This window comes from Paenibacillus peoriae KCTC 3763 (assembly GCF_000236805.1).
Classification (GTDB): domain Bacteria; phylum Bacillota; class Bacilli; order Paenibacillales; family Paenibacillaceae; genus Paenibacillus; species Paenibacillus peoriae.
Window position 1 is genome coordinate 462818 of record NZ_AGFX01000011.1, and the last position, 22735, is coordinate 485552.

19 protein-coding genes are annotated in these 22735 nt (G+C 48.1%); 16 read left to right on the forward strand and 3 right to left on the reverse strand.

Annotated elements, in window-relative coordinates:
- Positions 1-42: 42 nt before the first annotated feature.
- The 5 genes from KQI_RS0104535 (at position 43) to KQI_RS0104555 (ending at position 5037) form a co-directional block, all read left to right on the forward strand.
- Positions 43-2028 carry a sensor domain-containing diguanylate cyclase gene (locus KQI_RS0104535; RefSeq protein ID WP_010345537.1) on the forward strand — a complete coding sequence of 662 codons (1986 nt, stop codon included), beginning with the start codon at positions 43-45 and terminating at the stop codon, positions 2026-2028.
- A 200-nt stretch (positions 2029-2228) separates the two neighbouring features.
- Positions 2229-3080 carry a hypothetical protein gene (locus KQI_RS0104540; RefSeq protein WP_010345538.1) on the forward strand — a complete coding sequence of 284 codons (852 nt, stop codon included), beginning with the start codon at positions 2229-2231 and terminating at the stop codon, positions 3078-3080.
- Positions 3081-3156: 76 nt separating this feature from the next.
- Positions 3157-4272, forward strand: coding sequence for an aminopeptidase (locus KQI_RS0104545; RefSeq protein WP_010345539.1), 1116 nt, complete (start codon positions 3157-3159; stop codon positions 4270-4272).
- A gap of 91 nt (positions 4273-4363) precedes the next feature.
- On the forward strand, positions 4364-4606 hold the full coding sequence (locus KQI_RS0104550) for an HPr family phosphocarrier protein (RefSeq protein WP_010345540.1): 243 nt from the start codon (positions 4364-4366) through the stop codon (positions 4604-4606).
- Between the two features lie 140 nt (positions 4607-4746).
- A complete protein-coding gene (locus KQI_RS0104555; protein ID WP_010345541.1) occupies positions 4747-5037 on the forward strand; it encodes an Fpa/YlaN family protein in 291 nt (96 codons plus the stop codon).
- A gap of 213 nt (positions 5038-5250) precedes the next feature.
- Here KQI_RS0104555 and cax read toward each other — a convergent pair whose 3' ends face one another.
- Complete coding sequence (cax, locus tag KQI_RS0104565) at positions 5251-6321, reverse strand: calcium/proton exchanger (protein ID WP_010345542.1); 1071 nt, start codon at positions 6319-6321, stop codon at positions 5251-5253.
- A 192-nt stretch (positions 6322-6513) separates the two neighbouring features.
- On the opposite strand from cax, the gene KQI_RS0104570 reads away from it, so the two are divergent.
- Positions 6514-6879 carry an Asp23/Gls24 family envelope stress response protein gene (locus KQI_RS0104570; RefSeq protein WP_007431026.1) on the forward strand — a complete coding sequence of 122 codons (366 nt, stop codon included), beginning with the start codon at positions 6514-6516 and terminating at the stop codon, positions 6877-6879.
- Positions 6880-7040: 161 nt separating this feature from the next.
- Here KQI_RS0104570 and ftsW read toward each other — a convergent pair whose 3' ends face one another.
- On the reverse strand, positions 7041-8294 hold the full coding sequence (gene ftsW, locus KQI_RS0104575) for a putative lipid II flippase FtsW (RefSeq protein ID WP_010345543.1): 1254 nt from the start codon (positions 8292-8294) through the stop codon (positions 7041-7043).
- 253 nt (positions 8295-8547) lie between these two features.
- On the opposite strand from ftsW, the gene KQI_RS0104580 reads away from it, so the two are divergent.
- From KQI_RS0104580 to KQI_RS0104620, 9 genes are all read left to right on the forward strand, one after another.
- Entirely contained in the window at positions 8548-9750 is a 1203-nt protein-coding gene (locus tag KQI_RS0104580; RefSeq protein ID WP_010345544.1) for a M20 metallopeptidase family protein, read from the forward strand.
- Positions 9751-9848: 98 nt separating this feature from the next.
- Positions 9849-10277, forward strand: a complete 429-nt coding sequence (locus KQI_RS0104585; protein ID WP_010345545.1) for a CBS domain-containing protein — start codon at positions 9849-9851, stop codon at positions 10275-10277.
- A gap of 146 nt (positions 10278-10423) precedes the next feature.
- Positions 10424-12181 carry a DNA repair helicase XPB gene (locus tag KQI_RS0104590; RefSeq protein WP_010345546.1) on the forward strand — a complete coding sequence of 586 codons (1758 nt, stop codon included), beginning with the start codon at positions 10424-10426 and terminating at the stop codon, positions 12179-12181.
- Between the two features lie 6 nt (positions 12182-12187).
- Positions 12188-14233: a helicase-associated domain-containing protein gene (locus KQI_RS0104595; RefSeq protein ID WP_010345547.1), complete on the forward strand. Its 2046-nt coding sequence runs from the start codon at positions 12188-12190 to the stop codon at positions 14231-14233.
- Positions 14234-14337: 104 nt separating this feature from the next.
- Positions 14338-14778 carry a YlbF/YmcA family competence regulator gene (locus tag KQI_RS0104600; RefSeq protein ID WP_010345548.1) on the forward strand — a complete coding sequence of 147 codons (441 nt, stop codon included), beginning with the start codon at positions 14338-14340 and terminating at the stop codon, positions 14776-14778.
- A gap of 37 nt (positions 14779-14815) precedes the next feature.
- Positions 14816-15076 carry a YlbG family protein gene (locus KQI_RS0104605; RefSeq protein WP_010345550.1) on the forward strand — a complete coding sequence of 87 codons (261 nt, stop codon included), beginning with the start codon at positions 14816-14818 and terminating at the stop codon, positions 15074-15076.
- A 227-nt stretch (positions 15077-15303) separates the two neighbouring features.
- Positions 15304-15741 (forward strand): hypothetical protein, encoded by a 438-nt coding sequence (locus KQI_RS0104610; protein ID WP_007431016.1) that lies wholly within the window; start codon positions 15304-15306, stop codon positions 15739-15741.
- 237 nt (positions 15742-15978) lie between these two features.
- The gene (locus tag KQI_RS0104615) at positions 15979-16935 is read left to right on the forward strand and encodes a selenium metabolism-associated LysR family transcriptional regulator (RefSeq protein WP_010345551.1); all 957 of its coding nucleotides are present in this window, start codon (positions 15979-15981) and stop codon (positions 16933-16935) included.
- Complete coding sequence (locus KQI_RS0104620; RefSeq protein ID WP_010345552.1) at positions 16935-17804, forward strand: PHP domain-containing protein; 870 nt, start codon at positions 16935-16937, stop codon at positions 17802-17804. The genes KQI_RS0104615 and KQI_RS0104620 overlap by 1 nt, the downstream gene beginning before the upstream one ends.
- Before the next feature lie 146 nt (positions 17805-17950).
- Here the strand turns inward: KQI_RS0104620 and KQI_RS0104625 are convergent, their stop codons facing one another.
- Positions 17951-19696, reverse strand: a complete 1746-nt coding sequence (locus tag KQI_RS0104625) for an Rqc2 family fibronectin-binding protein (protein WP_010345553.1) — start codon at positions 19694-19696, stop codon at positions 17951-17953.
- Positions 19697-19925: 229 nt separating this feature from the next.
- Here KQI_RS0104625 and KQI_RS0104630 point away from each other — a divergent pair, with 229 nt between their 5' ends.
- On the forward strand, positions 19926-22724 hold the full coding sequence (locus tag KQI_RS0104630; protein ID WP_010345554.1) for a calcium-translocating P-type ATPase, SERCA-type: 2799 nt from the start codon (positions 19926-19928) through the stop codon (positions 22722-22724).
- The last annotated feature ends 11 nt before the right edge of the window (positions 22725-22735 follow it).

Genomic DNA, 22735 nt, shown 5'->3' on the forward strand with positions numbered 1-22735 from the left:
TGTCTTGGTACAGCTAATTTTGCTGTGAAGGAGCGCCTTAATATGTCGGAATTTTCAACAACGGATCAGCAAACGCTTGACGGTACAACAGTCCAGGCAAGCGGTGCTCCGCTGTTTGATGATAAAGGATATACGTCTATCGCCTGGCTTCAGAAGATGGATATGACACCCTATGACTTCCCCTATATTGACCAGCTTCTTGTCCAAGGATATCGGAACTGGTTACAGCAGAGCAATGGTATATCCTGGATCAACGAAGAAGATACTGCTGTTTTTAATTTTACAGGCGTTCGGGTTGCTGGTAGGGAAGAGGACGATAATGAGGATTTGGGCTTAGTTGAACGTTGCTGCTTTTCCAGAGAGATAGAAGTGATCCAGCGTACACTCCGCGACGGAAGCCTTGGATTTGTGTACATGGTTCCCATACTTTGCCGAAATCACAAGAGAGATCTGTTTGCTTTTCTTCGTTTTACACGGTCTGCACAACATGTTTTTGCTGGACAAGATGCTTTGTTGGCGGCTGCTTTACATTTTAGAGCCTGCTTTTATTCGAAGTTTGAGTATATATTTATGGAAGATATTCTTGGCGTGCAGAATCGAAGTGATCGTGAAGGTAGACGTCGCTCTATTTTATTTCAGATTGTAAAACGGATGCATGACAAAATTGATGTGGAAGGCGTGCTGAACGAAGTATTTGATAGCATCGCCTATTTCTTTCCCCAAGTGGATATTACGTTGTATATGAGTCAGGATCGGCACAGTCGCAATCCAAAGGTCAAACCATTGCTGCTGCATGAACGGGACGAGGATGTATGTGTGCGTGCATTTATGAAAGGGCAAATGGCTGTCAATGAGCCTATTGGCCTACAAAATGAAGTGACTGAAATCGGCATTCCGTTACGCGGGAAGCAGGGTGTGTACGGTGTTTTCCATATGATTCTTCCATCGGGTTCGGATAGTATGAACAAAGTGGATGTAGAACTGATCGCTATGATGGCGGATACAGCTGGCACTGCATTTGAAAATGCCAAGCTACTGGAGCAATCGAATATACTTATTCATGAATTGCGTCTCATTAATGAGCTGGTTCAGCGCTTAAATCAAAGTCTGAAGTTAAATGAAGTATTCGAGTTTGCCATGCAGGAGCTATTGAAAATGTTCAAGGCTGATTTTTGCTGTATTGTGCAGCTTGATCAGGAAGAAAGTTATTATATGGTCACGTCGAGCAATGTGGAAAGTGTGAGGCTGCACAGTTATCCTCGTGATGAAGGGTTTGCTGGATTAGTGTGTAAAACAGGTGATCCTGTTATTGTGTCAGACTATAGAAAAGAAGGGAAGATATCCTCAAAGTTTATGAATTTGACGGACTCCCTATCTTTGATGGCTGTACCTATGAAAACCAGCGGCACTCCCATGGGAGTAATACTATTGTCCAGCAAGCTTCCGAACTTTTTCTCATATGATAACTACAAGATGCTGCAAATGCTGGCCCCCCACATCTGGCTGGCGGTAACCAACGCTATGCTGCATGCTGAGGTGCGACGGTTGGCCAATATGGATATGTTAACGGGTCTGTATGTACGTCATTATGTGGATCAATTTATACAGGAGCATCAAGAAAAGGATTTCTGCGGATCGCTTATTTTGGTGGATATTGATCAATTCAAACAAGTGAATGATACGTATGGGCATCAGACGGGTGACGAAATTTTGAAAAGCGTCAGTGATATCGTTCGTTCTACGACTCGTGATGAGGATGTATGTGCCAGATGGGGCGGCGAGGAGCTTGCTATCTATTTGCCACAACTGGGCGTACTACAGGCGCTCCAATATGCGGAAAAGATACGTTACCGCGTACAGCATGAAACCGAGCCTCGTGTGACTGTTTCCTGCGGGATTGCCGAATGGAATTGGCTGGACGAGCAGATCAGCATTGAATCTTTGTTTTATAGCGCAGATATGGCGCTGTATGAGGCGAAAAATGAAGGACGTAATCGAATCGTTATTGATCATGCAGGCAGTGCATAGAGAATGCTCCTTCGGGAATGTTCTCTTTTTTTGTCTTGTATAACTCATTGCAGACAGGAAAACCTAATCGTAGCTTTAAGGTGCACATAAATGAAGCTAGCCTTACCACGAATAAGTAAACCAGGTAACATGACTGCCTCAGAGTAGAATGCTTACTCAAGGATTCAGTGATGTTCGGGATAGAACAGGCGGATGATGGGATGCATTGGCGAAAACAATGGGTTATGATGGTTTTTATATTTGTTGTGATGTGTTTGTTGAGTGGTTGTGCGCTAATGGGACAGCAAAATACACCTGAGCAGATTTTTAAAAGAGCCGTTGCAGGAATAGCGGGCAAAGAGATGCTAACCTTTACTGGACGGACTGGAGTTAGAGCTGGCAACGGTCTGCCTATGCTTAAACAGTTTAAATATCGTGGGATAGTAAGGAATCACGATGAACTGGTCATGGACTGGGGCTCTACGGAGGTCTTTCGTAAGCGTGGGGACTATGCAGCACTAAAAAAAGGAAAATTCGGGCAGGAAAAAATACGTGCACGTTTTGTTCGTCAGCATGGAAAATGGAATGCACTGGCATCCGGTTATAACGCTTTGGCTGGTGAAGGCATGTTAGATCGCTTCAATCCGATTCAGGAACTGGAGGAGCTAAATACGCTAAATAAGACGATTCGTATGGAGGCCAGTGCCGCGAGGGGAACCTGGGTGGTGCGGATTGAGCCAGAACCCACCTCAGCAAAGCGTTGGTTGAAAGAACATTTAATGAAAGAAATGAGAACAATAAATGATCAAATTGTGATATTAGACACGAAGCATAAAGGTTCAAATCAAGAGGTGCAACAAAAGCTGAACCAAGTATGGGCGCAAAGCTACGAGGAACTGAACCGCCAGCTGGACCATTCTGTTGTGCAGCCTGTGTATCATTTGACTATAGATCGCCAAACGGGTTTACCCTTGAAGCTATCATCAGATTGCCGAATTTCCAGGCAGGAAGCGAATGAAGAAATGCATGAAGAAGAACTAATTACCAAAGTTGCGTTTGAGGGCTACAAGTAACGGGGCGGGCGTGATACAATGGATTTTGAATTAACCATTGTTCAAAAAGAATGAAATAGAGAAGGAGAGACAATTCATGAAAGATCCCAGAATACTTAAATTGGCGGAAAACCTGGTAGGATACTCAGTTGAAGTGCAGCCAGGAGAAAATGTGCTGATTGAAATGATCGGTGGGGAGCGCGATTTGCTGAACGCCATCATTCATGAAGTGGGCAAAAAAGGCGGCAATGTCTTTGTTCAGCTTACGGACCGTAAAGTACAGAGTGCCATGCTTCGCCATGCGACAAGGGAAATGCTGGAAACCTGGGCTGAAATTGACCTCAACCGAATGAAGCAAATGCATTGCTACATCGGGATTCGCGCAGGAGCAAATGTAAATGATCTGTCAGATGTACCAGAAGAGAAAATGAAAATGTACAATTCCATTTATCAGCATGCGGTACATAGCGAGCAACGGGTAAAACATACAAAATGGGTCGTGCTGCGTTATCCGAATGACAGCATGGCTCAATTGGCGAACATTAGCACAGAAGCGTTCGAAGATTTTTATTTCGATGTGTGCAATCTGGACTACGCTAAAATGGACAAAGCACAGGATGCGCTGGCAGACCTGATGAATCGAACAGACAAGGTGCGAATCAAGGGACCAGATACGGATCTGAATTTCTCTATCAAGCAAATCGGGGCCGTTAAATGCTCGGGTCAATGCAATATTCCAGATGGTGAAGTCTACAGTGCGCCTGTACGTGACTCTGTTAACGGAACCATTAGCTATAATGCGCAAACACTTTATAATGGCATCACCTTCGAGAATGTCAAATTCCGTTTTGAAAATGGTAAAATCGTGGAAGCAACGAGCAACGATACGAAACGACTGAATGATATTCTGGATTCCGACGAGGGAGCACGCTATATTGGTGAGTTTGCGATCGGGTTTAACCCGTACATTTTACATCCGATGAAGGATATTCTGTTTGATGAGAAGATTGCTGGCAGCTTGCATTTTACACCAGGTCAAGCTTATGAAACAGCGGATAACGGTAACCGTTCTTCGATTCATTGGGATTTGGTATTGATTCAGCGTCCGGAATATGGCGGCGGTGAGATTTATTTTGATGATGTTCTGATCCGTAAAGATGGTATTTTTGTACTGCCTGAGCTGGAGCCGTTAAATCCTGAAAACTTGAAATAACGATATCCCTTCTTGATGAGAAAGCGATTTCAATGTATCATAATGAATAAGCAGTGATACATGACAATCCAATAAAGCGAGGGATCTTACGATGTCCAACAATAATGCGGCGGTTGTTGAAATTGCACAGACGGCGAGCAAATTCACTTCTTCCATCGTCCTTCATTCCGAAAATAAGTATATTGATGTAAAAAGTATACTGGGCTTGTTTACGACCTTGGTCAGCAGCCATAGTTATGAACTGCACGTTCACGGGCCTGATGCCGAGGAAGCCAAAGAAGCAATTATTGAGGTATTCAAGAAGCACGGACTGCACATATCAGTAGCCAACTAACTTTATTCATAAGCAGAAGCATTCCTACCTGTAACTGTAGGGATGCTTTTTTTGTCAGGTTCTTGTATTAGCCTGCAATTTGGTCTAATATTAAGGTTAGGACGTCTTGTGTGACATTGAGACATAGGGGGGAAGAATCCATGACTTCATCTGAGTTGCAGGAACAATTGAATATCAAGGCCATTAATCTGCTTCAGGAAGATGCAGATAAAATAAAGAAGCTTATTGAAGTACAGATGGAGAATCTGGCAACCCGTTATTGCCCTCTCTATGAGGAAGTGCTGGATACTCAGATGTACGGATTTTCCAAGGAAGTGGATTTTGCGGTTCGCGCTGGACTTCTTCCGGAAATGGTAGGTAAACAGCTGGTCAGTGAGCTGGAACGCAATCTGGCTATTCTATATGAGGCCATGAACAATAAGGCCAATTAGAAAGACGGTTTGAATGAATGAGAGCATGCGGAGTCTGAGAGCATGCTTTTTTTTGATGCCTTTTTGTGTAAAGGTGGTCGGAATGGTGCTGTACAAGCGAAGCACCATCCGACTACGCAGTGGCACGATAAGAAGCTTTTAAGTTCAGATTATTTAATACATCCCAATTTTTCAACGGAGAGAGAATTCATCGTTTTTGAGCACCTGTTAACTTTATATAAGAAAAAAGGATACACCTAACAAGACGTACACCACTAGCAGCATCAGACCTTCATACCAGTTGGTTGAACCGTCCTGAGTAATGGATTTGGCGATAAATACAGAGACGGCAATGGCAACCAGCTCAATGGTGGTGAACACGATATTCATTGTGTTTCCCATAAAGTAACTGACAAAAATCAGCACAGGTGCAACAAATAGCGCAATTTGCAGACTGCTGCCCACTGCGATTTCGACGGATGCGCCGATTTTGTTTTTCATTGCCAGCAAAATAGCAGCGCTGTGTTCGGCTGCATTACCAACAATTGCGACGAGGAACGCACCTACGAACAGTTCACTGAGCCCAAACTGAACCGTAAATACCTCCAGTGTCTTTACCAGCCATTCGCTGACAAACGCGACCATAGCGGTAGCCAGCAACAGATAGAGAATGGACTTGTTTCTTGACCACACCGGAGTATGCTCATGCGGCAATTCTTCATCCTTTTGTTCGGTCACATCGTCCAAATAGTCCTTATGTGTAATCATGGAAAAAATCAGCCACGCAATATAGGCGATAATGAGCGTGCCTGCTACAATGAGGCTGAGCGTGTCCGATTCGCTATCTGTGATGACATGTGTATTCAAAAAGACAGCCGGGACGAATAAAGCGATCACAGCCACAATCATCAGCGAGCCGCTTAGTGAAGCCAGCGATACATTGAAATTTTGCACTTTGTATTTCAATCCGCCAGCGAACAGACTCGCTCCGAGCACCAGCAGCAGATTGCCGATGATGGAACCGGTAAGACTAGCCTTTACCATATCATAAAGACCTTCTTTGATCAGAAAGATGGCGATGATCAGTTCGGCTGCGTTGCCAAAGGTGGCATTTAAAAATCCACCCAGACGTTGTCCGGCATAATGTGCTACGCTTTCGGTCGCTTTGCCGAGAAAACCAGCTACGAACACGACAGCGATGGCACAAATGATGAATTGGGCGATAGCGTTCCAATGCGTGTAATGAGCGACTGCACTAAGAGCAAATGTCGCTATAAGCAAAGCGGGAGATAACCATTTTTTCAATGAAGAGCACCTCGATATCAGTGAATGTGTACAAGTTTGATGAATGCTGTCACTTGTACGGATTTTCTAAATTAATATACCCAAAATGGTATAGGTTGTAAACGAAAGTCGTTTTTCATACGTAAGGTTTGCATTTGCAGTGGCAGAGGCTTTACAATACAAATAAAGGATGCATGAAGGGGGACATAGGTCATGGCAGAGCAAATTCAACAACTGGAAGCAGGAAACATCAAGATTTCCAACGATGTCGTAGGTAAAATTGCGGGGATGGCCGCACTAGAAACACCAGGCATTGCTGCAATGTCAGGCGGCTTATCAGAAGGCTGGGCCAAAAGGCTGAGCGGTAAAAATGTGCAAAAAGGCGTATCTGTGGAGGTCGGACAGCTCGAAGCTGCCATTGATCTACGTATTATCGTGGTCTACGAAACACCTATTCATGAAGTGTCCCGAATACTTCAGCAAAATGTGCGAGAAGCCGTCGAAAGCATGACGGGTTTGCGGGTCGTGGAAGTGAACGTAAAAGTAGAAGGTGTTGCCTTCAAGGACGACGCGGTATAAAAGGATCTAACGGATAAGAACACGAAAGCTGGCGGCTTTAGTATCGCCAGTTTTTGTTTGTGGACCTACAGTAAAAGCATTTTGTAGACAGCCATGTGAATATACATATACAAAAGAACTTCCAAAGCCACTGTTGCAGCTGGTCCTTGGAAGTTCTTTTTTTAGCGATAACGGTTGGTTCTACGGGCTTGAAAGCGGTTGGGTACTTCGTTTCGGATAGCTACGCCTGTCGTGCGCTCCTGTACCGCCTGTTTGGTGTTTTCGCGGGAAATACTAAGCATGATGCCCATAGAGAACATCATGACGAGCAGAGAAGAACCACCAAAGCTGATAAAGGGAAGCGTTACCCCGGTAATTGGAATCGTCTGAGTTACGCCACCGATATTAATGAATGCCTGAATGGCAATCAATCCCATAATGCCTGTGCCCACCAACGTCCCGAACGGATCACGGCAACGAAGGGCGATAAGCATCCCTCGCCAAATAAAATACAAATATAGCATCAGGAAGATGGCTGTTCCGATGAACCCGAATTCCTCACCAATGACGGAGAAAATAAAATCATTAAACGAATTGGGCAAATAGTGAAGCTTGATAATGCCTTTGCCAAATCCTGATCCGCTTAGGCCACCGTCGCCTATGGCTTGCAGGGACTGCACCAGATTATATCCGACACCCTGTTTATGTTCCATGGGATTGAGAAAGGCTTGAAAACGTCCGACTTTGTAATCTTGCTTCGCTACAGCTTGTCCATCTGCGCCAGAATCTCCAAACAACGATCCTATGCCAAAAACGATGGAAGCACCCAATACGAGCAGAGCGACTGATGCCGTAATATGCTTGATGCTGGCTCCTCCGGCATAAATAATCAGGCCACTGGTGGCTACCAGAATGAAGCAGGAGCCAAGATCAGGCTGAAGCATGATGAGTCCTGCAACAAAGCCCACAATGACGGTTACAGGTATGTAGCCAGTCCGTAAGTCTCTAAAGCGATCCCCTTTTTTAACGATCAGTGCGGATAAGTAAAGAATAATGGAGATTTTCGCAAGCTCGGTCGGCTGGAATCCAAAACTGCCAAACCTGATCCAGCTTTTTGCGCCGTTAAGAGAGCCCGTAAAAAGAACGATTACCAGCAGTAGTATGGTAATGAAAAATAAAGGCACAAAAAGCTTTTTATATTTTTCCATTTTAATATTCATAGTTACCAACATAATGAAAAGTCCAAGTACAGCAAATGCTGCTTGGCGCTTCACAAAATATAAAGAGTCAAAATTGGTATCTTTATTCAGCAGAGCTACGCTGGAGCTGGCGCTAAATACCATGATTACACCGAATCCAACAAGCAATAAAGTGAGGATCAGCAATTGGAAATCCGGTGTGCCTCTTCTTCGAGCCTCCGGCTTCGTATTTCTCATATCAGCTTCCCCCGGTATTCGCCGCAAGGTACATTCCTCGCAGACGTTATCATTTTATCGTTTACCATTTATCATAGTATGTTTGTTAGGCTTCTGCAACCTCCATGAAGCAACAGATACCGCAACAATTCCATATCTGCTACAATAAGATAAATAATGAGGGCCTGTGGCAGCGGCGCATATGCAATGAAGCTGCAAAATGTATCGGAAATCGGGAATTTGCCCGGTGCTTTAAAAGGAGAGATGGAGCAAAATGACACAACATGTGACAGACAAGAACTGGTTCGATCAATTGCAGGCACATATGGTGGAATGGCGCAGATATTTACATAAGAATCCCGAAATTTCTTTTCAGGAAAGCAACACAGCTGCTTTTGTAGCGGATAAGCTGGAGAGTTGGGGAATAGAGGTTCGGCGTCAGGTTGGAGGACACGGTGTTGTAGGTACTATTCGCGGGGCCAAGCCCGGACCTGTCGTGATGCTGCGTGCAGATATGGATGCTCTTCCGATTCAGGATGAAAAGGATTGTGAATATCGCTCCGGCGTGGATGGGGTTATGCATGCCTGCGGGCATGACGGGCATACATCCATACTGCTGGGAACGGCCCGTTATTTCGGTCTGAACCGTGACGAGCTGGCAGGTGAAATCCGGTTGTTGTTCCAGCCTGCAGAGGAATTACTGCCTGGTGGTGCGGTTCATGTAATCAAAGAGGGTGTGCTGGAAGGAGTGGATGTCATTTATGGCATTCATTTGTGGACACCATTTCCGGTCGGGACCGCTGCTAGCTGCGCAGGTCCGCTGATGGCGGCAGCTGATGATTTTTATATTGAAATTACAGGGAAGGGTGGACATGGTGGTATGCCCCAGTCCTCTCATGACAGTGTGGTGGCGGGCTCAGCTCTCGTAATGCAGCTGCAAAGTATCGTCAGTCGTTCAGTCGACCCGTTGCAACCAGCTGTACTGACGGTGGGGACAATTCAAGGAGGTTTTGCGCAAAATGTAATCGCGGAAACCTGCCGCTTGAGTGGAACGATCCGTACATTTGATGAGGATACACGCACTGTGATGAAAGAGCGGCTGCATGCGGTGACAGAGCTTACAGCTGCAACATATGGTGCAACAGCGGAAATCCGCTATATTATGGGATATCCACCTGTTGTGAATGATGCGCATGAGGCTGCTCGTTTTTTTAAGGAAGCACGACCTGTGTTTGGTGACGGGAATGTAAAAGAGGCGTCGAAGCTGATGCCTGCTGAAGATTTTGCTTATTATTTGGAACGTGTCCCAGGCTGCTTCATGTTCGTGGGGGCGGGGAACCCAGCTAAAAATGCAGTATATCCGCATCATCACCCCAAATTTGATTTTGATGAGGACGCCATGATTCATGCGGTTCGTTTGTTTATTGCGATGTCCACCGGATATGCAGCAGAACGAAATGCAGGGATGGATATTTAGAGTTTATGGCCAAATGTGAGTTGAATCGGAAATGGGTCAAATCGGAGTATGAGCTTAATAAAATGGGGTAACCTACTCTTGAAAAGGAGGGAGTACCCATGAAAAAGGTTCAGGAAGTTATGACTGAAAAATGCATAACGGTGACCCCACAGGACAATATTTATGAGGTTGCAGTTAAAATGAAGGACAATGATACTGGCTTTATCCCGGTTGTGGAAAAGGAAGGCAGTGACAGGCTGATCGGCGTAATAACAGACCGAGACCTTGTCGTTCGCGGCTATGCGGCCAAGCATTCCGGTTCCAGCTCGGTCGATACTGTTATGACGACAGGTATTCGCACAGCCAGAGCGGACATGTCGGTGGATCAAGCAGCCGAGCTGATGGCAGAGCAGCAAATCCGCCGTTTGCCTGTGACCGAAGGAGATCGTTTGATCGGGATTGTTTCGATTGGTGACTTGGCTGTACGCAATATATTTGCAGACAATGCTGGTGAGGCGCTTAGCCAAATTTCCGAACAGGTTCACTAGAAGAAAAATAAGGTCAGTATTGCTTAGAAGTTCAATCCGAATAGGGGTTGAACTTCTTGCTATTCCGGTTGGTCTGCGGATCATCGGACAAGCTGTTTATAATATAAATTTAAAATGATGTTGGGTTAGATTAACGGGAGGTAGCTATGAATCCGGAATATCCTTGTATTGTACAACGCGATTTTACCATTCTGCTGGAAATGGGCCTGCCTCAATCGGAGTATGCTCGTTCACAGTTGCAGGTTTACGCGGAGTTGGTTAAAAGCCCGTCTGCTTTTCATACATATCACATCACTCCGTTGTCTCTGTGGAATGCGGCTGCTCTTGGGTGGAGTGCTGAGGACATTCAAAATAGTTTGCAGTCCGTGTCTCGTTGGGATATCCCGCGTGATTTGTTGAAGGATATTGAACAGCTCGTTTCTCGATACGGAAAGTTGACGCTGTCACGGGCGAGAGCGGAGGAAGTGCAAGCTTATAGCACAGACGATACAATGGTTGATCGCTTGACCCTGACAACAGACACTCCGGTTTTGCTGGAGGAGCTACTGATCAAGCAGGAGCTGAGGCAGCTTGGAGTGCTTCGTACTGGTGAAGTGAGCGCTTCTATACCGCCTGAAAATCGCGGATTGTTCAAGCAGGAATGTACTCGATTGGGGTATCCGGTTGTCGATACGGCCGGATACCTCGAAGGAAATCAGCTCCGTTTTTCCTTGGGACAAGGCCAAGCACAGGTGCAGCTCCGTGATTATCAAGTTGAGGCTGCTGATGCGTTTGAAGGTGCTGATGGCTTGGGCGGCAGCGGTGTGCTGGTGCTTCCATGCGGGGCAGGTAAAACTGTGATTGGTATGGCGGTGATGGATCGGCTTCAGTGTGAAGTGCTTATTTTAACCTCGAATACCACCTCTGTCCGGCAATGGATTGAGGAATTGAAGCAAAAGACAGATATTCCGGTCAATTCGATCGGGGAATACAGTGGTCAGAAAAAAGAGGTGCGCCCGATTACGGTGGCAACCTACCAAATTTTGACGCATCGTCGCAGCAAAGACGGGGACTTTGACCATATGAAGCTGCTGAGCGAGCGGAAGTGGGGACTTATTGTATACGATGAGGTGCATTTGCTGCCCGCCCCAGTCTTCCGGGCGACAGCCGATATTCAGGCCACCCGTCGTTTGGGATTGACGGCCACGCTGGTTCGCGAGGACGGCTGTGAGCGGGATGTGTTCTCTTTGATTGGACCCAAGCGGTACGATATGCCTTGGAAGGAGCTGGAGCGACAGGGCTGGATTGCTCAGGTCGATTGTGTAGAGCTGCGGCTTCCGATGACAGCTGAACTGTTGGAACGCAGTATGCGTGCCGAGGGCAGACAGCAGTATCGGATTGCGGCCGAAAATCCGGCCAAGCTGGAAGCGGTACGTAGCCTGATGCAGCGCCACACCGGTCTGCCTACGCTTATTATTGGTCAATATCTGGACCAATTGCGTACATTGGCTCAGGAGCTGGGCGTGCCATTGATTACTGGGGCTATGAGTCAGAGTGAGCGGGTACGGTGGTTCGATGCGTTCCGCAAGGGAACCATCCGAACCTTACTCGTATCCAAAGTGGCGAACTTTGCGGTGGATTTGCCGGATGCGGCTATAGCTATAGAGGTATCAGGCAGTTTCGGCTCCCGTCAGGAGGAGGCGCAGCGGCTTGGCCGCATTTTACGGCCAAAGCCCGGTGAGAATAAAGCTTATTTTTATGCACTGGTGACAGAGAATAGCAGGGAGACCGATTTTGCAGCCCGGCGTCAGCTGTTTCTAATTGAGCAGGGCTATGAATATGCAGTTCGCAGATTCAGTCCCGCAGAGGCTATGGGAAGCCTGGATGATAAGGCTGGAGATGGTGGAAAGAAAAAGGAGGCGTAATCTAGGATGGGCGTAACGAACACGAAAGGCGACTGGAAGGAGCTAACTTCGGATGAACGGTTGGTGCTTACGCGATGCTTTATCCGGTACGCTGGACAGCCTATGAAGGAAGAAGAGCCATTGCAGCTTTCCAGGGGAGTGTTAAGCGGGGCCGAAACGAAGCTGGCACTGCATGGATTGCGTGCCCGGGGCTGGATGGAGGCAGTTACCAAATCATGGGGGGAACGCATTTTATATATCCCGCTTCATCGGCTACCCGCTTTGTACGATATGTTGTTAGAGCAAAGTACGATGAATATGATGGATACAGAACAACATCCAGTGACTGTACATGAAGCAAAGACAGGACTTGAGGCAGAGCTGCTGCACGTGCTGTCACGTATTGCGAAGCATGGAGTTCCTTTGACGGCCAAAGGAACCATACATAAGCGATCATTACAAAAATTGAACGAATGGACTCCCTTCCGTCCAGAGGATCTGGCGGGGCTTGGACTGCAGTACGCGCACACCGATCAGTATCCGATGCAAACGGCGGTCATGATGGATTTGCTGCTGAGCTTGGGGCTGCTGGCAAAGGAAGCAGCATCCTTTCGCATTCAGGAAACGGAACTGGCAGCTTGGATTCATTTGTCTGCTTGGCAAATGCGCAAGCATATCTTTATCACACTCATGGAAAGATACGGCAAGGCCGAAGCGTCTATGCAGCATTTTCGATACATGCTGTGCGCTGCCTCCCAGTATGCAGGAGCTAAGGGCTGGCTGCCTATCAAGTCATTGCTGCAATGGATGCTTCAGGTGGGCCTGATCTCACCGGAGAGCCTGCACAGAACGGGCTCCCAAACTAGTGCCCCTTTGGAGCTTGCTGCTGCATCCGGAAGTTCTGAAGCATTTGAGGATGGCACGGCTATTGAATTTAACTTTAGCGAATATGACATGGATGAGATTAAAGGCTGGCTGAAGGCGCTGACCGCTTTTGGAATGGGCGATTGGGGACTAAACGCAATGGGCGAATTGTGCTTTCGCTGGAATGTATCCCCGCTGGATATGCTTCGGCTATATAAGGAGGAGGTTGGCCATCCAGAGCGGGGGACCTTTTACATGCAGCCAGATTTTGAAATATTGGTGCCGCCGGATGTAGCTTATGATGTTCGCTGGCGGCTGGAATGCTGCTGTGAACGCGTGACAGGAGATCGGATGGCAGTATACCGTCTCACGAGAGAAAGTGTCGCAGAAGCAATTGAACTGGGCATGGAGGCGCAAGCTATTTTTACCCTTCTGGAAAAGTACAGCCGGGCAGGTGTACCTGATCATGTGCGTGTGGCAGTGGAGCAGTGGGCAGGCAGTGTCGGACGAACGGCATTTGCATCGGTAACACTCCTGCGCTGTGGTACACATGACGATGCAGACACTGTTGCACGCCATCCCGGGCTGGAAGGGCTGCTTGAACGGATCGGCGAACGGGATTTTATTATTCCGGCCCGCTCGGCTGCCCAAATCCGTAAGACGCTTGCTGCCATTGGATTGAGTCCGCGCCGGGAGCTGGAAGGTGTGGATGAGCCCATTCACCGTTATCCGTTGGCAGTGGAAACAGAGCACGTAAGCTCAGGCAGTCCTGATAGTGAAATTCGCCCGGTTGACATAACGATAAACGCTGGCACAGCCGAGCTCACATTTTCCCAGGAGGGGAGAGCAGGTCTGGTTTATACCGGACGAACACTGCACTTTTATGAGCGGGAGCATACGCTGCCTGATCCGCTCGACTATTTTCCAGAAAGCTCCGCAGTGCCCTCCTCCTGGACAAAAGAATGGAGAAGCTACCATGTGTCCACTGCCCGGCAGTTGATCGAACAAGCGATTCGTTGGCAGACGGCGGTGGGATTGCGAATCGGCAGGGCAGAGGTTAAATGGATACCGGAATCTGTGATTCCCGGCGAGCCGTGGAGTGTCATAGGCTGGTATGCCTCTGAAGAAGGTACTGAAGCACCAGTTCGCGCGACCCTGCAGCCAGGTGAATGGTCAGATATGCGGCTGCTGGTTCCTTTTTCATCGTAGAGCCGGGAAGTGCATGAAACTCCTTCTTCTCAAAAGGAGGATGTGGTATGATGAATGAGTCTACTTTACTAGGTAGAACTTTATATAAAGTGAGATGAACATTCATGAGCGTAGCCGAATTGAACACGGTCAATATGGCAGAAGTGCTTATTAACGCCTATGAATTGGGCGATATGGTCAACCGATCCTTCGAGGTATCGGATTATTTATATTGGAAGCAGCGTGTGGAACAGAACTCGTCTATTCAGGCGTGTGTGCGCAAGCTGGATGCCAAAAAGGAGTTATTCGCGGAAACGGAGCGTTTTGGACATTTTCACCCGAACTATCATGAAGCGAAGGACGCAGTGAAGGTCGTTGAGCTGGAACTGGAACAATTCCAGGAAGTTGTGGAGTTCAAACGGGCGGAAAAGGCGTTGGATGATATGCTTCATGCGATGTCAGAAACGATTGCATTTTCTGTGTCCGACACGATAAAGGTCCCAAGCAATGATCCGAATGTGAAAAAGGGTGGATGCGGTAGCGGAGGCAAGTGCTCCTGCGGATAAGCCATAGGGAAGATAGCGACGGAGGGGAGATGAGCGAATGTTTGCCGAGCGGACAGGGTACATCATATGGGTAAGCGATATCAAAGCTGCCCGCAATTTGGAGAAATACGGGAATGTCCACTACATTTCAAGGCGCATGCATTATGTAGTCATTTATATGAATGCGGATCGCGCAGAGGATACCGTAAAAAATATTCGCAGGCTTTCCTATGTGCGCAAGGTCGAACGCTCTTTTCGAAATGAGATTAGGACGGAGTATAACGACGACAAGGAAAAAATGAAAGAATATGAAATATAAGTTTTAAATGTTGTAAATTGTTAATTTATAAAAAAGTCGGCCTACGGGCTGGCTTTTTTTTATAAAGCCAGGACTTTTGCATAATATGTCTTAATGCTGTTAGACCTAAAAAATCTTTAAAACAAGTCATAGACTTCAATTTTGTAACTTGTAGTCCCGGGTCTGTTGAGGTAACATATGAATATATTGGTAGATATAAAGACCTATATGGTGGGGAGAGTGATCCCGTGCGTGACAAGGCAATGCAGCGATGGAGTACATACGAACCGTTCTACGTAGAGATGGGCGATAAAAAAGTTGCTGATATCGTGATTACAAATCATGCAAAAACACGTTACTTAGATCGAGTAGAGCAGAAACAGTCCGAGACGAATCATATCGCCGCCTGGCTTTGGGAATGTCTGAAGCAAAATAGAATGGAGTCCTACTATCATAACGAAGAGGATGTATATTTAATTGATGGTGATCTGGTTGTCGTGGCCGAATTTGGTGAGTTGCCAGGCGAGATGGATATTGCAGGGAATCCGCTCCACAAGATGATTGTCATTACCTTTTTGGGCCGGATGTCCGAGACGATTGAATTAAGGGATTTGAAGTCCTACTATTCATGGTTACGCCATTCGCGGCGTATGACACTAATGAAAAGCGCTCGCAAACAAAAATAGTCGATAAACATAATCGGTAATGAATCAGACGGTTCTGATGAAAAAGTCTTCAAACTCATCGCAGTGCTGTCAGGTATGTATAAGTATGCAGGTATCAGTTGCATACTTTTTTTATTTTGTATGGATTGCGCAAAAATAAAGCCGTCCATTTCGGTGAGTTTTCTTGGTAATTCGTGAACAGATGTTTTTCTTATGTTAAAATAGGGAGACTAGAGGGGGGAAAGGGTGGTCGTCAGTATGAACTTTCATCAGCTGCACATCTTTTATACGGTCGCGGAGCGGGGGAGTTTCTCGGCGGCGGCACAAGCGCTGCATATGACGCAACCTGCCGTGACCATGCAAATTCAGACATTGGAAGATTATTTTGGTACAAAACTGTTGCACCGATCGACTAAAAAAATTGAGCTTTCGGAGGCGGGAGCGACATTACTGCCTTTTGCCAAAAAAAGCATGGAGCTCATCCGGGAAGCAGACGAGGCAATGTCTGCTTTTACCCACATGCTGGAGGGAAGATTGCATATTGGCGCCAGCCTAACGATTGGTGAATATATTGTGCCAAGAATGTTAGGGCCGTTTGGTCAGGAGTACCCTCATATACGCATGGCAATGAATGTAATGAATACGACTCAAATTATGGATGATATACTAAAGCATCAGTTGAATTTAGGACTAATCGAGGCCCCGGTCCAGCATCCGGATATTGTGGTGGAGACTGTGATGCAGGACGAGCTGAAACTAATTGTTCCTTCGGGACATGTACTGGCCAAGGCTAAAAAAGTAGTGCTGGAGGATGTGTTTAAGCATCCTTTTATAGCCAGAGAAAAAGGATCTGGTACACGTCAGGTCATAGAGGACGGACTGAAAAGTCGTGGTGTGGATGCCTCCCGACTTTCTATCGTTATGGAGATGGGCAGCACTGGAGCGGTCAAATCAGCGGTAGAAGCTGGACTCGGGATTACAATGCTGTCGCCTTCTTCCGTGAAGCATGAGGTTGCGCTCGGATTGTTGAAAATCGTTAATATTTCAGATATCACTTTCAAACGAGAATTTTACGCCATTCATCTGAAGTCGGCGTTGCTGCCGATTCCGGTCGTGACCTTCCTGTCTTATTTGCGTCGTCACGATCAGGGAGGGGACGTGTTTGGCGACCCGGTGGATGGGCTGGCAGGGATGAAAGAAGAGGAGAACGTGTAATGAAGGAGCAGACCCACTTGAAACGATATGATTTGCATACACATACTCAAGCATCTGACGGTATGCAGCCACCTGCGGATAATGTGCGCTGGGCTAAGGAAAAAGGGCTGGCGGGTGTGGCCATTACAGACCATGATACGGTGGCTGGGCTGGAGGAAGCTCTTGAGGAGGGGCGGCGTACGGGAATTACTGTGATACCGGGTGTAGAAATCAGTACACGGGCTAGCGGCAAGGATATTCATATACTTGGTTATTATATGGATTACCATAATAAAGAGTTTTTGGGGCGGTTGGAAAAGCTGCGTCAGGCGCGGGATACCCGCAATGATTTGATTTTGAGTCGATTGCGAAGCCTGGGCGTAGATATCACCCTGGAAGAGGTGGTGGCTACGATGGGCAGACCGCTCGCACCGGATGAAAGCATTGGACGTCCGCATATGGCGGATACGCTGGTTCAAAAAGGATATGCGAAGGACATGCGGGATGCGTTCGACCGTTATTTGGCAGAGGGGGCGCCCGGCTACGTGTCTGTGCCCCGTGTAGAACCTGCGGAGGCTATAAGCTGGATTCGTGAAGCAGGAGGAGTCCCTGTGGTCGCCCACCCCGGGTTGTACGGGGATGATGGACTGGTTCGCTCCATTATAGAGCAGGCGAAGCCTGCGGGGCTGGAGGTGCGACATTCGGACCATGACGCTGCGGCCGAGAAACGATATGCAGCAATGGTGGCGCACTACGGACTTATCGCGACTGGCGGATCGGATTTTCACGGTGCACGCCAAGGTGTTATTTTCCACGGTGATCTGGGCAGTCGCAGTGTGAATGATCAGGTTGTCGAGGACTTGAGGAAGGCTGCCGCTGAACAAAAGTAAAGGAAAAGCCCCTGCCTTATGATGGGAACACACATGAAGTGCACCCGACATAAGACAAGGGGCTTTCGTATTATCAGGTTAGCCAGTAATTGCTGGTTGGCCTATTTTTTTTGGCTGTTTTACCGATGGCGGTAGCCTGGAGAACGCTAGCCGTTTTTAATGCGGTTGGGCAGCGATTTGACCAGCTCTTCATCTGGGGTGATAAAGAGTGTACGCTGATGATCATAGATGACAAAGCCCGGTTTGGCTCCGCTGGGTTTGCGCACATGCCGAATCAGGGTGGCGTCTACAGGCACGCTGCTGGACTGCTTGGCCTGGCTAAAGTAGGCAGCGAGCTGAGCTGCCTCCTCCAATGTGGCATCCCCGAATTGCTCAGCACGAATAACAACGTGTGAACCAGGAATATCCTTTGTATGCAGCCAGGTGTCATTGGGTCCGGCCAGTCGGTTGGTGACATATTCATTCTGCAGGTTGTTTTTGCCGACCAGTAGCTCAATGCCCTCAGATGACGTATACACGTGCAAGGTGGGACGGTCGTTTTTCTTCTTTTTCTTCCCTTTTTTGACCCGGTCTCTAAGATAGCCCTGTTGTACCAGTTCTTCACGTATTTCCTCAATGTCGTTCATGGAGGCATGGGCTAACTGCTGAAGCAGATTGTCCATATATTTGATTTCTTCGTGCGTTTTCTCCAATTGTTCGTCTATGACAGCCAGACTGTTTTTAAATTTGTTGTACTTTTTAAAATAACGCTGCGCATTATCCGATGGGCCCAGTAACGGGTCAAGCGGGATCGTTAGCTGACGCTGTTCCTCATCATAAAAATTGGTAAGATTCACTTCTTTGTCGCCCTTTTTTACTTCATGCAGCGAAGCGAACAGCAGCTCACCGTAAATGCGAAATTGATCGGCATCTTCCGCCTCGGCTAAATCCTGATGGAGATAGTCGAGTTTTTTCACATTTTTGCTTCGCTCATTTTGCAGAAAACGCAGCAGGTCGCTAACCTTTTGCTTGACCGTGTCCCTTTCTGCTTTTTCACCGAAAAAATCCTCCATGCATTTACTTATCGTAGCGTATTCCTTGCGCTCTCCCTGAATCAATGTAAGAGGAACGACTGAAAATATTGCCTTTTCCTGTGCGTTCAAGCCGGATACTGGCTGAAAACGATGATTCCGCACGTCATCCATCATGTGACTGAATGTACTCCATAGACGACGATGATCGTCGTCAGATGCTTGGTTGGATACTCGGGTCAGTATTTCCTCGGCGATGAGGGGACTGAGTCCGGTAAAAGTATTTACGATCCAGCGTTTGGGTACTTCTCCCGCTTCCATAGCTGTTTGATATGAGGAGGTGAAGGAGGCTTCTTCCGTTTCCAGCGGGTTCAGCTTGTTTTGTTCAGGAGGCTCCGTGTATTGAAAGCCGGGCATAATGACCCGATAGCTGCTAATCGATGGTGTGACATGATGGATGCCGTCCAATATAACGCCTGTTTCCGGGTCGAGCAAAATAATGTTGCTATGCCTGCCCATCAGCTCAATGATAATCCGCTTGAGTGAAATATCACCAAGCTCGTCGCGCTGACGCACATCCATGTGAATAATGCGTTCCATGCCCACCTGAGTAATGTTCTCGATGATACCTCCTTCACAATGCTTGCGAAGCAGCATACAAAACATAGGCGCTTCTGTCGGATTGAGAAAGTTTTGCTCTGTAAAATGTACACGCGGAAATGTCGGATTAGCCGACAGCAGCAGTTTTATGCTTCCGCCTTGTGCCCGCATATTCAGCACCATATCGTGATCGTTTGGCTGATGTATTTTGTTAATGCGCCCGCCACGGATGCTTTGCAACTCGTGTACGATAGCGCGGGTTACGATTCCGTCCAATGCCATAATGTATGTTCTCCTTTGAAGCCAATATATTTTCGCCTTCCTACTATGATACATAAATTTGGGACAAAACTTAAGCGGCTTTGTGATATTTCGGGTCCTGTCCGAATAGATTGAATCAAGAAAGTCTGTCCAGCTTATCAGCATTCGCGGCACAAAATGTAATAACGGACAGCCATCCTAGGCACAACCGACGGAAACGGACTATCTGACCGGGAGGGAATTGGGGAGTATGGAACAAGCACATTGGCACCAATTAAGCAATGAACAGCTTTCAACAAGTCTGGAAGTCGACCCGAAGCAGGGTCTTTCGGAGGAACAGCTTGCGCAGCGGAGAGAAGGGGCGGGATGGAATGAACTGAGCGAGGGGAAGCGTGTTTCGGCGCTCCTGATGCTGCTCAACCAGTTTAAGGATTTTATGATGCTCATCCTGATGGGGGCTACCCTGATCTCCGGTCTGCTCGGTGAATATTTGGACGCGGTTACCATTATTGCTATTGTGGTGTTGAATGGAATTCTTGGCTTTGTGCAGGAATTTAAAGCAGAACGTTCGCTGCGGGCTTTGAGACAGCTGTCAGCTCCAACTGCCAAAGTGCTGCGGGGCGGCAAACGGGTACAGATTCAAGCCAGAGAGCTGGTGCCGGGTGATATCGTCCTCCTGGAAAGTGGTGATCGTATTCCCGCAGATGTGAGGTGGCTGAGTACGAACGGCTGTGATGTGGAGGAATCCGCCCTGACCGGTGAATCGGTTCCGGTGAGTAAGCATTGCCGTCCTATTCATGCTGCGGAGGTGCCGCTTGGGGACCAAAAAAACATCGGATTCATGGGTACGATGATGACCAGAGGTACTGCACAGGGCATTGTTATTCGTACAGGCATGAGCACTGAAATGGGCAAAATTGCAGACCTGATCGAAAATACAGAGTCGCAGGAGACACCGTTGCAGCACAGGTTGGAGCAATTGGGGAAAATATTGATCATCGTAGCGCTGGCGCTAACGGTGCTCGTGGTCGTAGCTGGCATATTGCATGGTCAGCCAGCCATGAGCATGTTCCTGGCCGGCGTGAGCTTGGCTGTGGCAGCTATACCAGAAGGGCTGCCCGCGATTGTAACCATTGCACTCGCTTTGGGAGTACAGCGTATGATCAAACGCAAGGCAATTGTGCGCAAGCTGCCTTCCGTTGAGACGCTCGGGTGCGCGTCTGTCATTTGCTCCGATAAAACCGGTACGCTGACCCAAAATAAAATGACGGTCACCAAGCTATGGCTGGATGGTCGTTTCTGGGGAGTTACGGGGGAGGGCTATGATCCACACGGTCATATTATGGACAGGGACCTTCCTGCCGACCTGAAAAACGGACAATCATTGCGTAGACTGCTGCAAGCCAGTGTACTTTGTAACAATGCAGAAATTGTTCAAGTCGACATCGATGAGCTGCGCGCGAGAAAAAAGAGCAAAGAACCAATACCGTCTGCTGTATGGGAGCTGAAGGGCGACCCGACCGAGGGGGCGCTGGTCACGTTAGCTGCCAAGGGTGGAGTCACCCGACAAGCCTTGTATGAACTGTACACACGGGAACGCGAATTTCCTTTTGACTCGGAACGGAAGCGGATGTCGGTGCTTGTGCGCCATCAGGGAGGGCATATCGTCTTTGCCAAAGGTGCGCCGGATGTGCTGCTCGGCCAGTGTTCTTACATTTTATGGGAAGGTAATGTCGTTCCCTTGACAGGCACGCTGCGGCAAAAGGTACTGGTAGCCAACGAAGGGATGGCCTCAGAGGCGCTGCGTGTACTTGGGGTCGCATACCGCGATATCCGCTCCCATGAACATGTCTCTACCACCGAGGAGGCTGAGGCCCAACTGATCTTTATCGGCTTGACGGGCATGATTGATCCGCCGCGCCGCGAGGTTCGCGAGGCGATCAGCAAGTGCCGCCGTGCGGGTATTCGCACTGTGATGATTACGGGGGATCATGGCACAACTGCCGAGGCCATAGCCCAGCAGTTGGGTATTTTCCAGCGTGACTCACGTGTGCTGGCAGGACAGCAGCTGTCTACGATGGATGATGCAGCGCTGGATAATGTCGTCGACTCCGTCTCCGTGTATGCGCGCGTGTCGCCGGAGCATAAGCTGCGGATTGTCAAGTCGCTGCAAAGACGCGGACATGTCGTAGCGATGACCGGCGATGGCGTGAATGACGCACCGGCGATCAAGGCGTCGGATATCGGCATCGCAATGGGTATCACGGGAACCGATGTGACCAAAGAAGCAGCTGCGCTTGTACTGAGCGACGATAATTTCTCGACGATTGTGGCGGCGATTGAGGAAGGGCGGAATATTTACGAAAATATCCGTAAATTTATCCGTTATCTGCTCGCCTCCAACGTGGGTGAAATTTTGACGATGTTTTTCGCGATGATGGCAGGACTACCGCTGCCGCTGCTTCCGATCCAGATTTTATGGGTCAATCTGGTAACGGATGGCCTTCCAGCGATGGCTTTGGGTGTGGATCAGCCGGAAAAGGATCTCATGGAGCATAAGCCGCGCGGCGCAAAGGAAAATATTTTTGCCCGTCGATTGGGCTGGAAAATCATTAGTCGCGGACTGTTGATCGGCTTATGTACGCTTGCTGCCTTCTGGCTGACATTACGCATCGCGCCCGATAACGCAGGACAATTGATCAAAGCGCAGTCGGTTGCCTTTGCCACCCTGGTACTGGCGCAGTTAATTCATGTATTCGATTGCCGCAGTTCACGTTCTATTTTCCACCGCAATCCGTTTCAAAACAGCTATCTCGTACTTGCCGTGCTGTCATCCATCGTACTGATGCTGGTGGTTATGTACGTACCCGTGCTGCAACCTATTTTCAAAACGGTGCCGCTCGGCTTGCGTGAGTGGGCACTGTCCATCGTCGCAGCCGGGATTCCGACTTTCCTGATGGGAGCGGGAAGCGTATGGGGCGGTAGACGCAACCGTCACCGTGGTGGAAATACCCGCTTTTCGACGGGGCGTACGAAGTTTTCAGCCTAGTATTTAGGTCA

Coding starts and splice junctions, on each gene's coding strand:
- KQI_RS0104605 (WP_010345550.1), top strand. CDS start 14,816: ATGTTTGCCGAGCGGACAGGGTACATCATATGGGTAAGCGATATCAAA.
- ftsW (WP_010345543.1), bottom strand. CDS start 8,294: ATGAGAAATACGAAGCCGGAGGCTCGAAGAAGAGGCACACCGGATTTC.
- KQI_RS0104630 (WP_010345554.1), top strand. CDS start 19,926: ATGGAACAAGCACATTGGCACCAATTAAGCAATGAACAGCTTTCAACA.
- KQI_RS0104590 (WP_010345546.1), top strand. CDS start 10,424: ATGAATCCGGAATATCCTTGTATTGTACAACGCGATTTTACCATTCTG.
- KQI_RS0104580 (WP_010345544.1), top strand. CDS start 8,548: ATGACACAACATGTGACAGACAAGAACTGGTTCGATCAATTGCAGGCA.
- KQI_RS0104555 (WP_010345541.1), top strand. CDS start 4,747: ATGACTTCATCTGAGTTGCAGGAACAATTGAATATCAAGGCCATTAAT.
- KQI_RS0104535 (WP_010345537.1), top strand. CDS start 43: ATGTCGGAATTTTCAACAACGGATCAGCAAACGCTTGACGGTACAACA.
- KQI_RS0104545 (WP_010345539.1), top strand. CDS start 3,157: ATGAAAGATCCCAGAATACTTAAATTGGCGGAAAACCTGGTAGGATAC.
- KQI_RS0104615 (WP_010345551.1), top strand. CDS start 15,979: ATGAACTTTCATCAGCTGCACATCTTTTATACGGTCGCGGAGCGGGGG.
- KQI_RS0104585 (WP_010345545.1), top strand. CDS start 9,849: ATGAAAAAGGTTCAGGAAGTTATGACTGAAAAATGCATAACGGTGACC.
- KQI_RS0104620 (WP_010345552.1), top strand. CDS start 16,935: ATGAAGGAGCAGACCCACTTGAAACGATATGATTTGCATACACATACT.
- KQI_RS0104550 (WP_010345540.1), top strand. CDS start 4,364: ATGTCCAACAATAATGCGGCGGTTGTTGAAATTGCACAGACGGCGAGC.
- KQI_RS0104595 (WP_010345547.1), top strand. CDS start 12,188: ATGGGCGTAACGAACACGAAAGGCGACTGGAAGGAGCTAACTTCGGAT.
- KQI_RS0104600 (WP_010345548.1), top strand. CDS start 14,338: ATGAGCGTAGCCGAATTGAACACGGTCAATATGGCAGAAGTGCTTATT.
- KQI_RS0104625 (WP_010345553.1), bottom strand. CDS start 19,696: ATGGCATTGGACGGAATCGTAACCCGCGCTATCGTACACGAGTTGCAA.
- KQI_RS0104540 (WP_010345538.1), top strand. CDS start 2,229: ATGCATTGGCGAAAACAATGGGTTATGATGGTTTTTATATTTGTTGTG.
- KQI_RS0104570 (WP_007431026.1), top strand. CDS start 6,514: ATGGCAGAGCAAATTCAACAACTGGAAGCAGGAAACATCAAGATTTCC.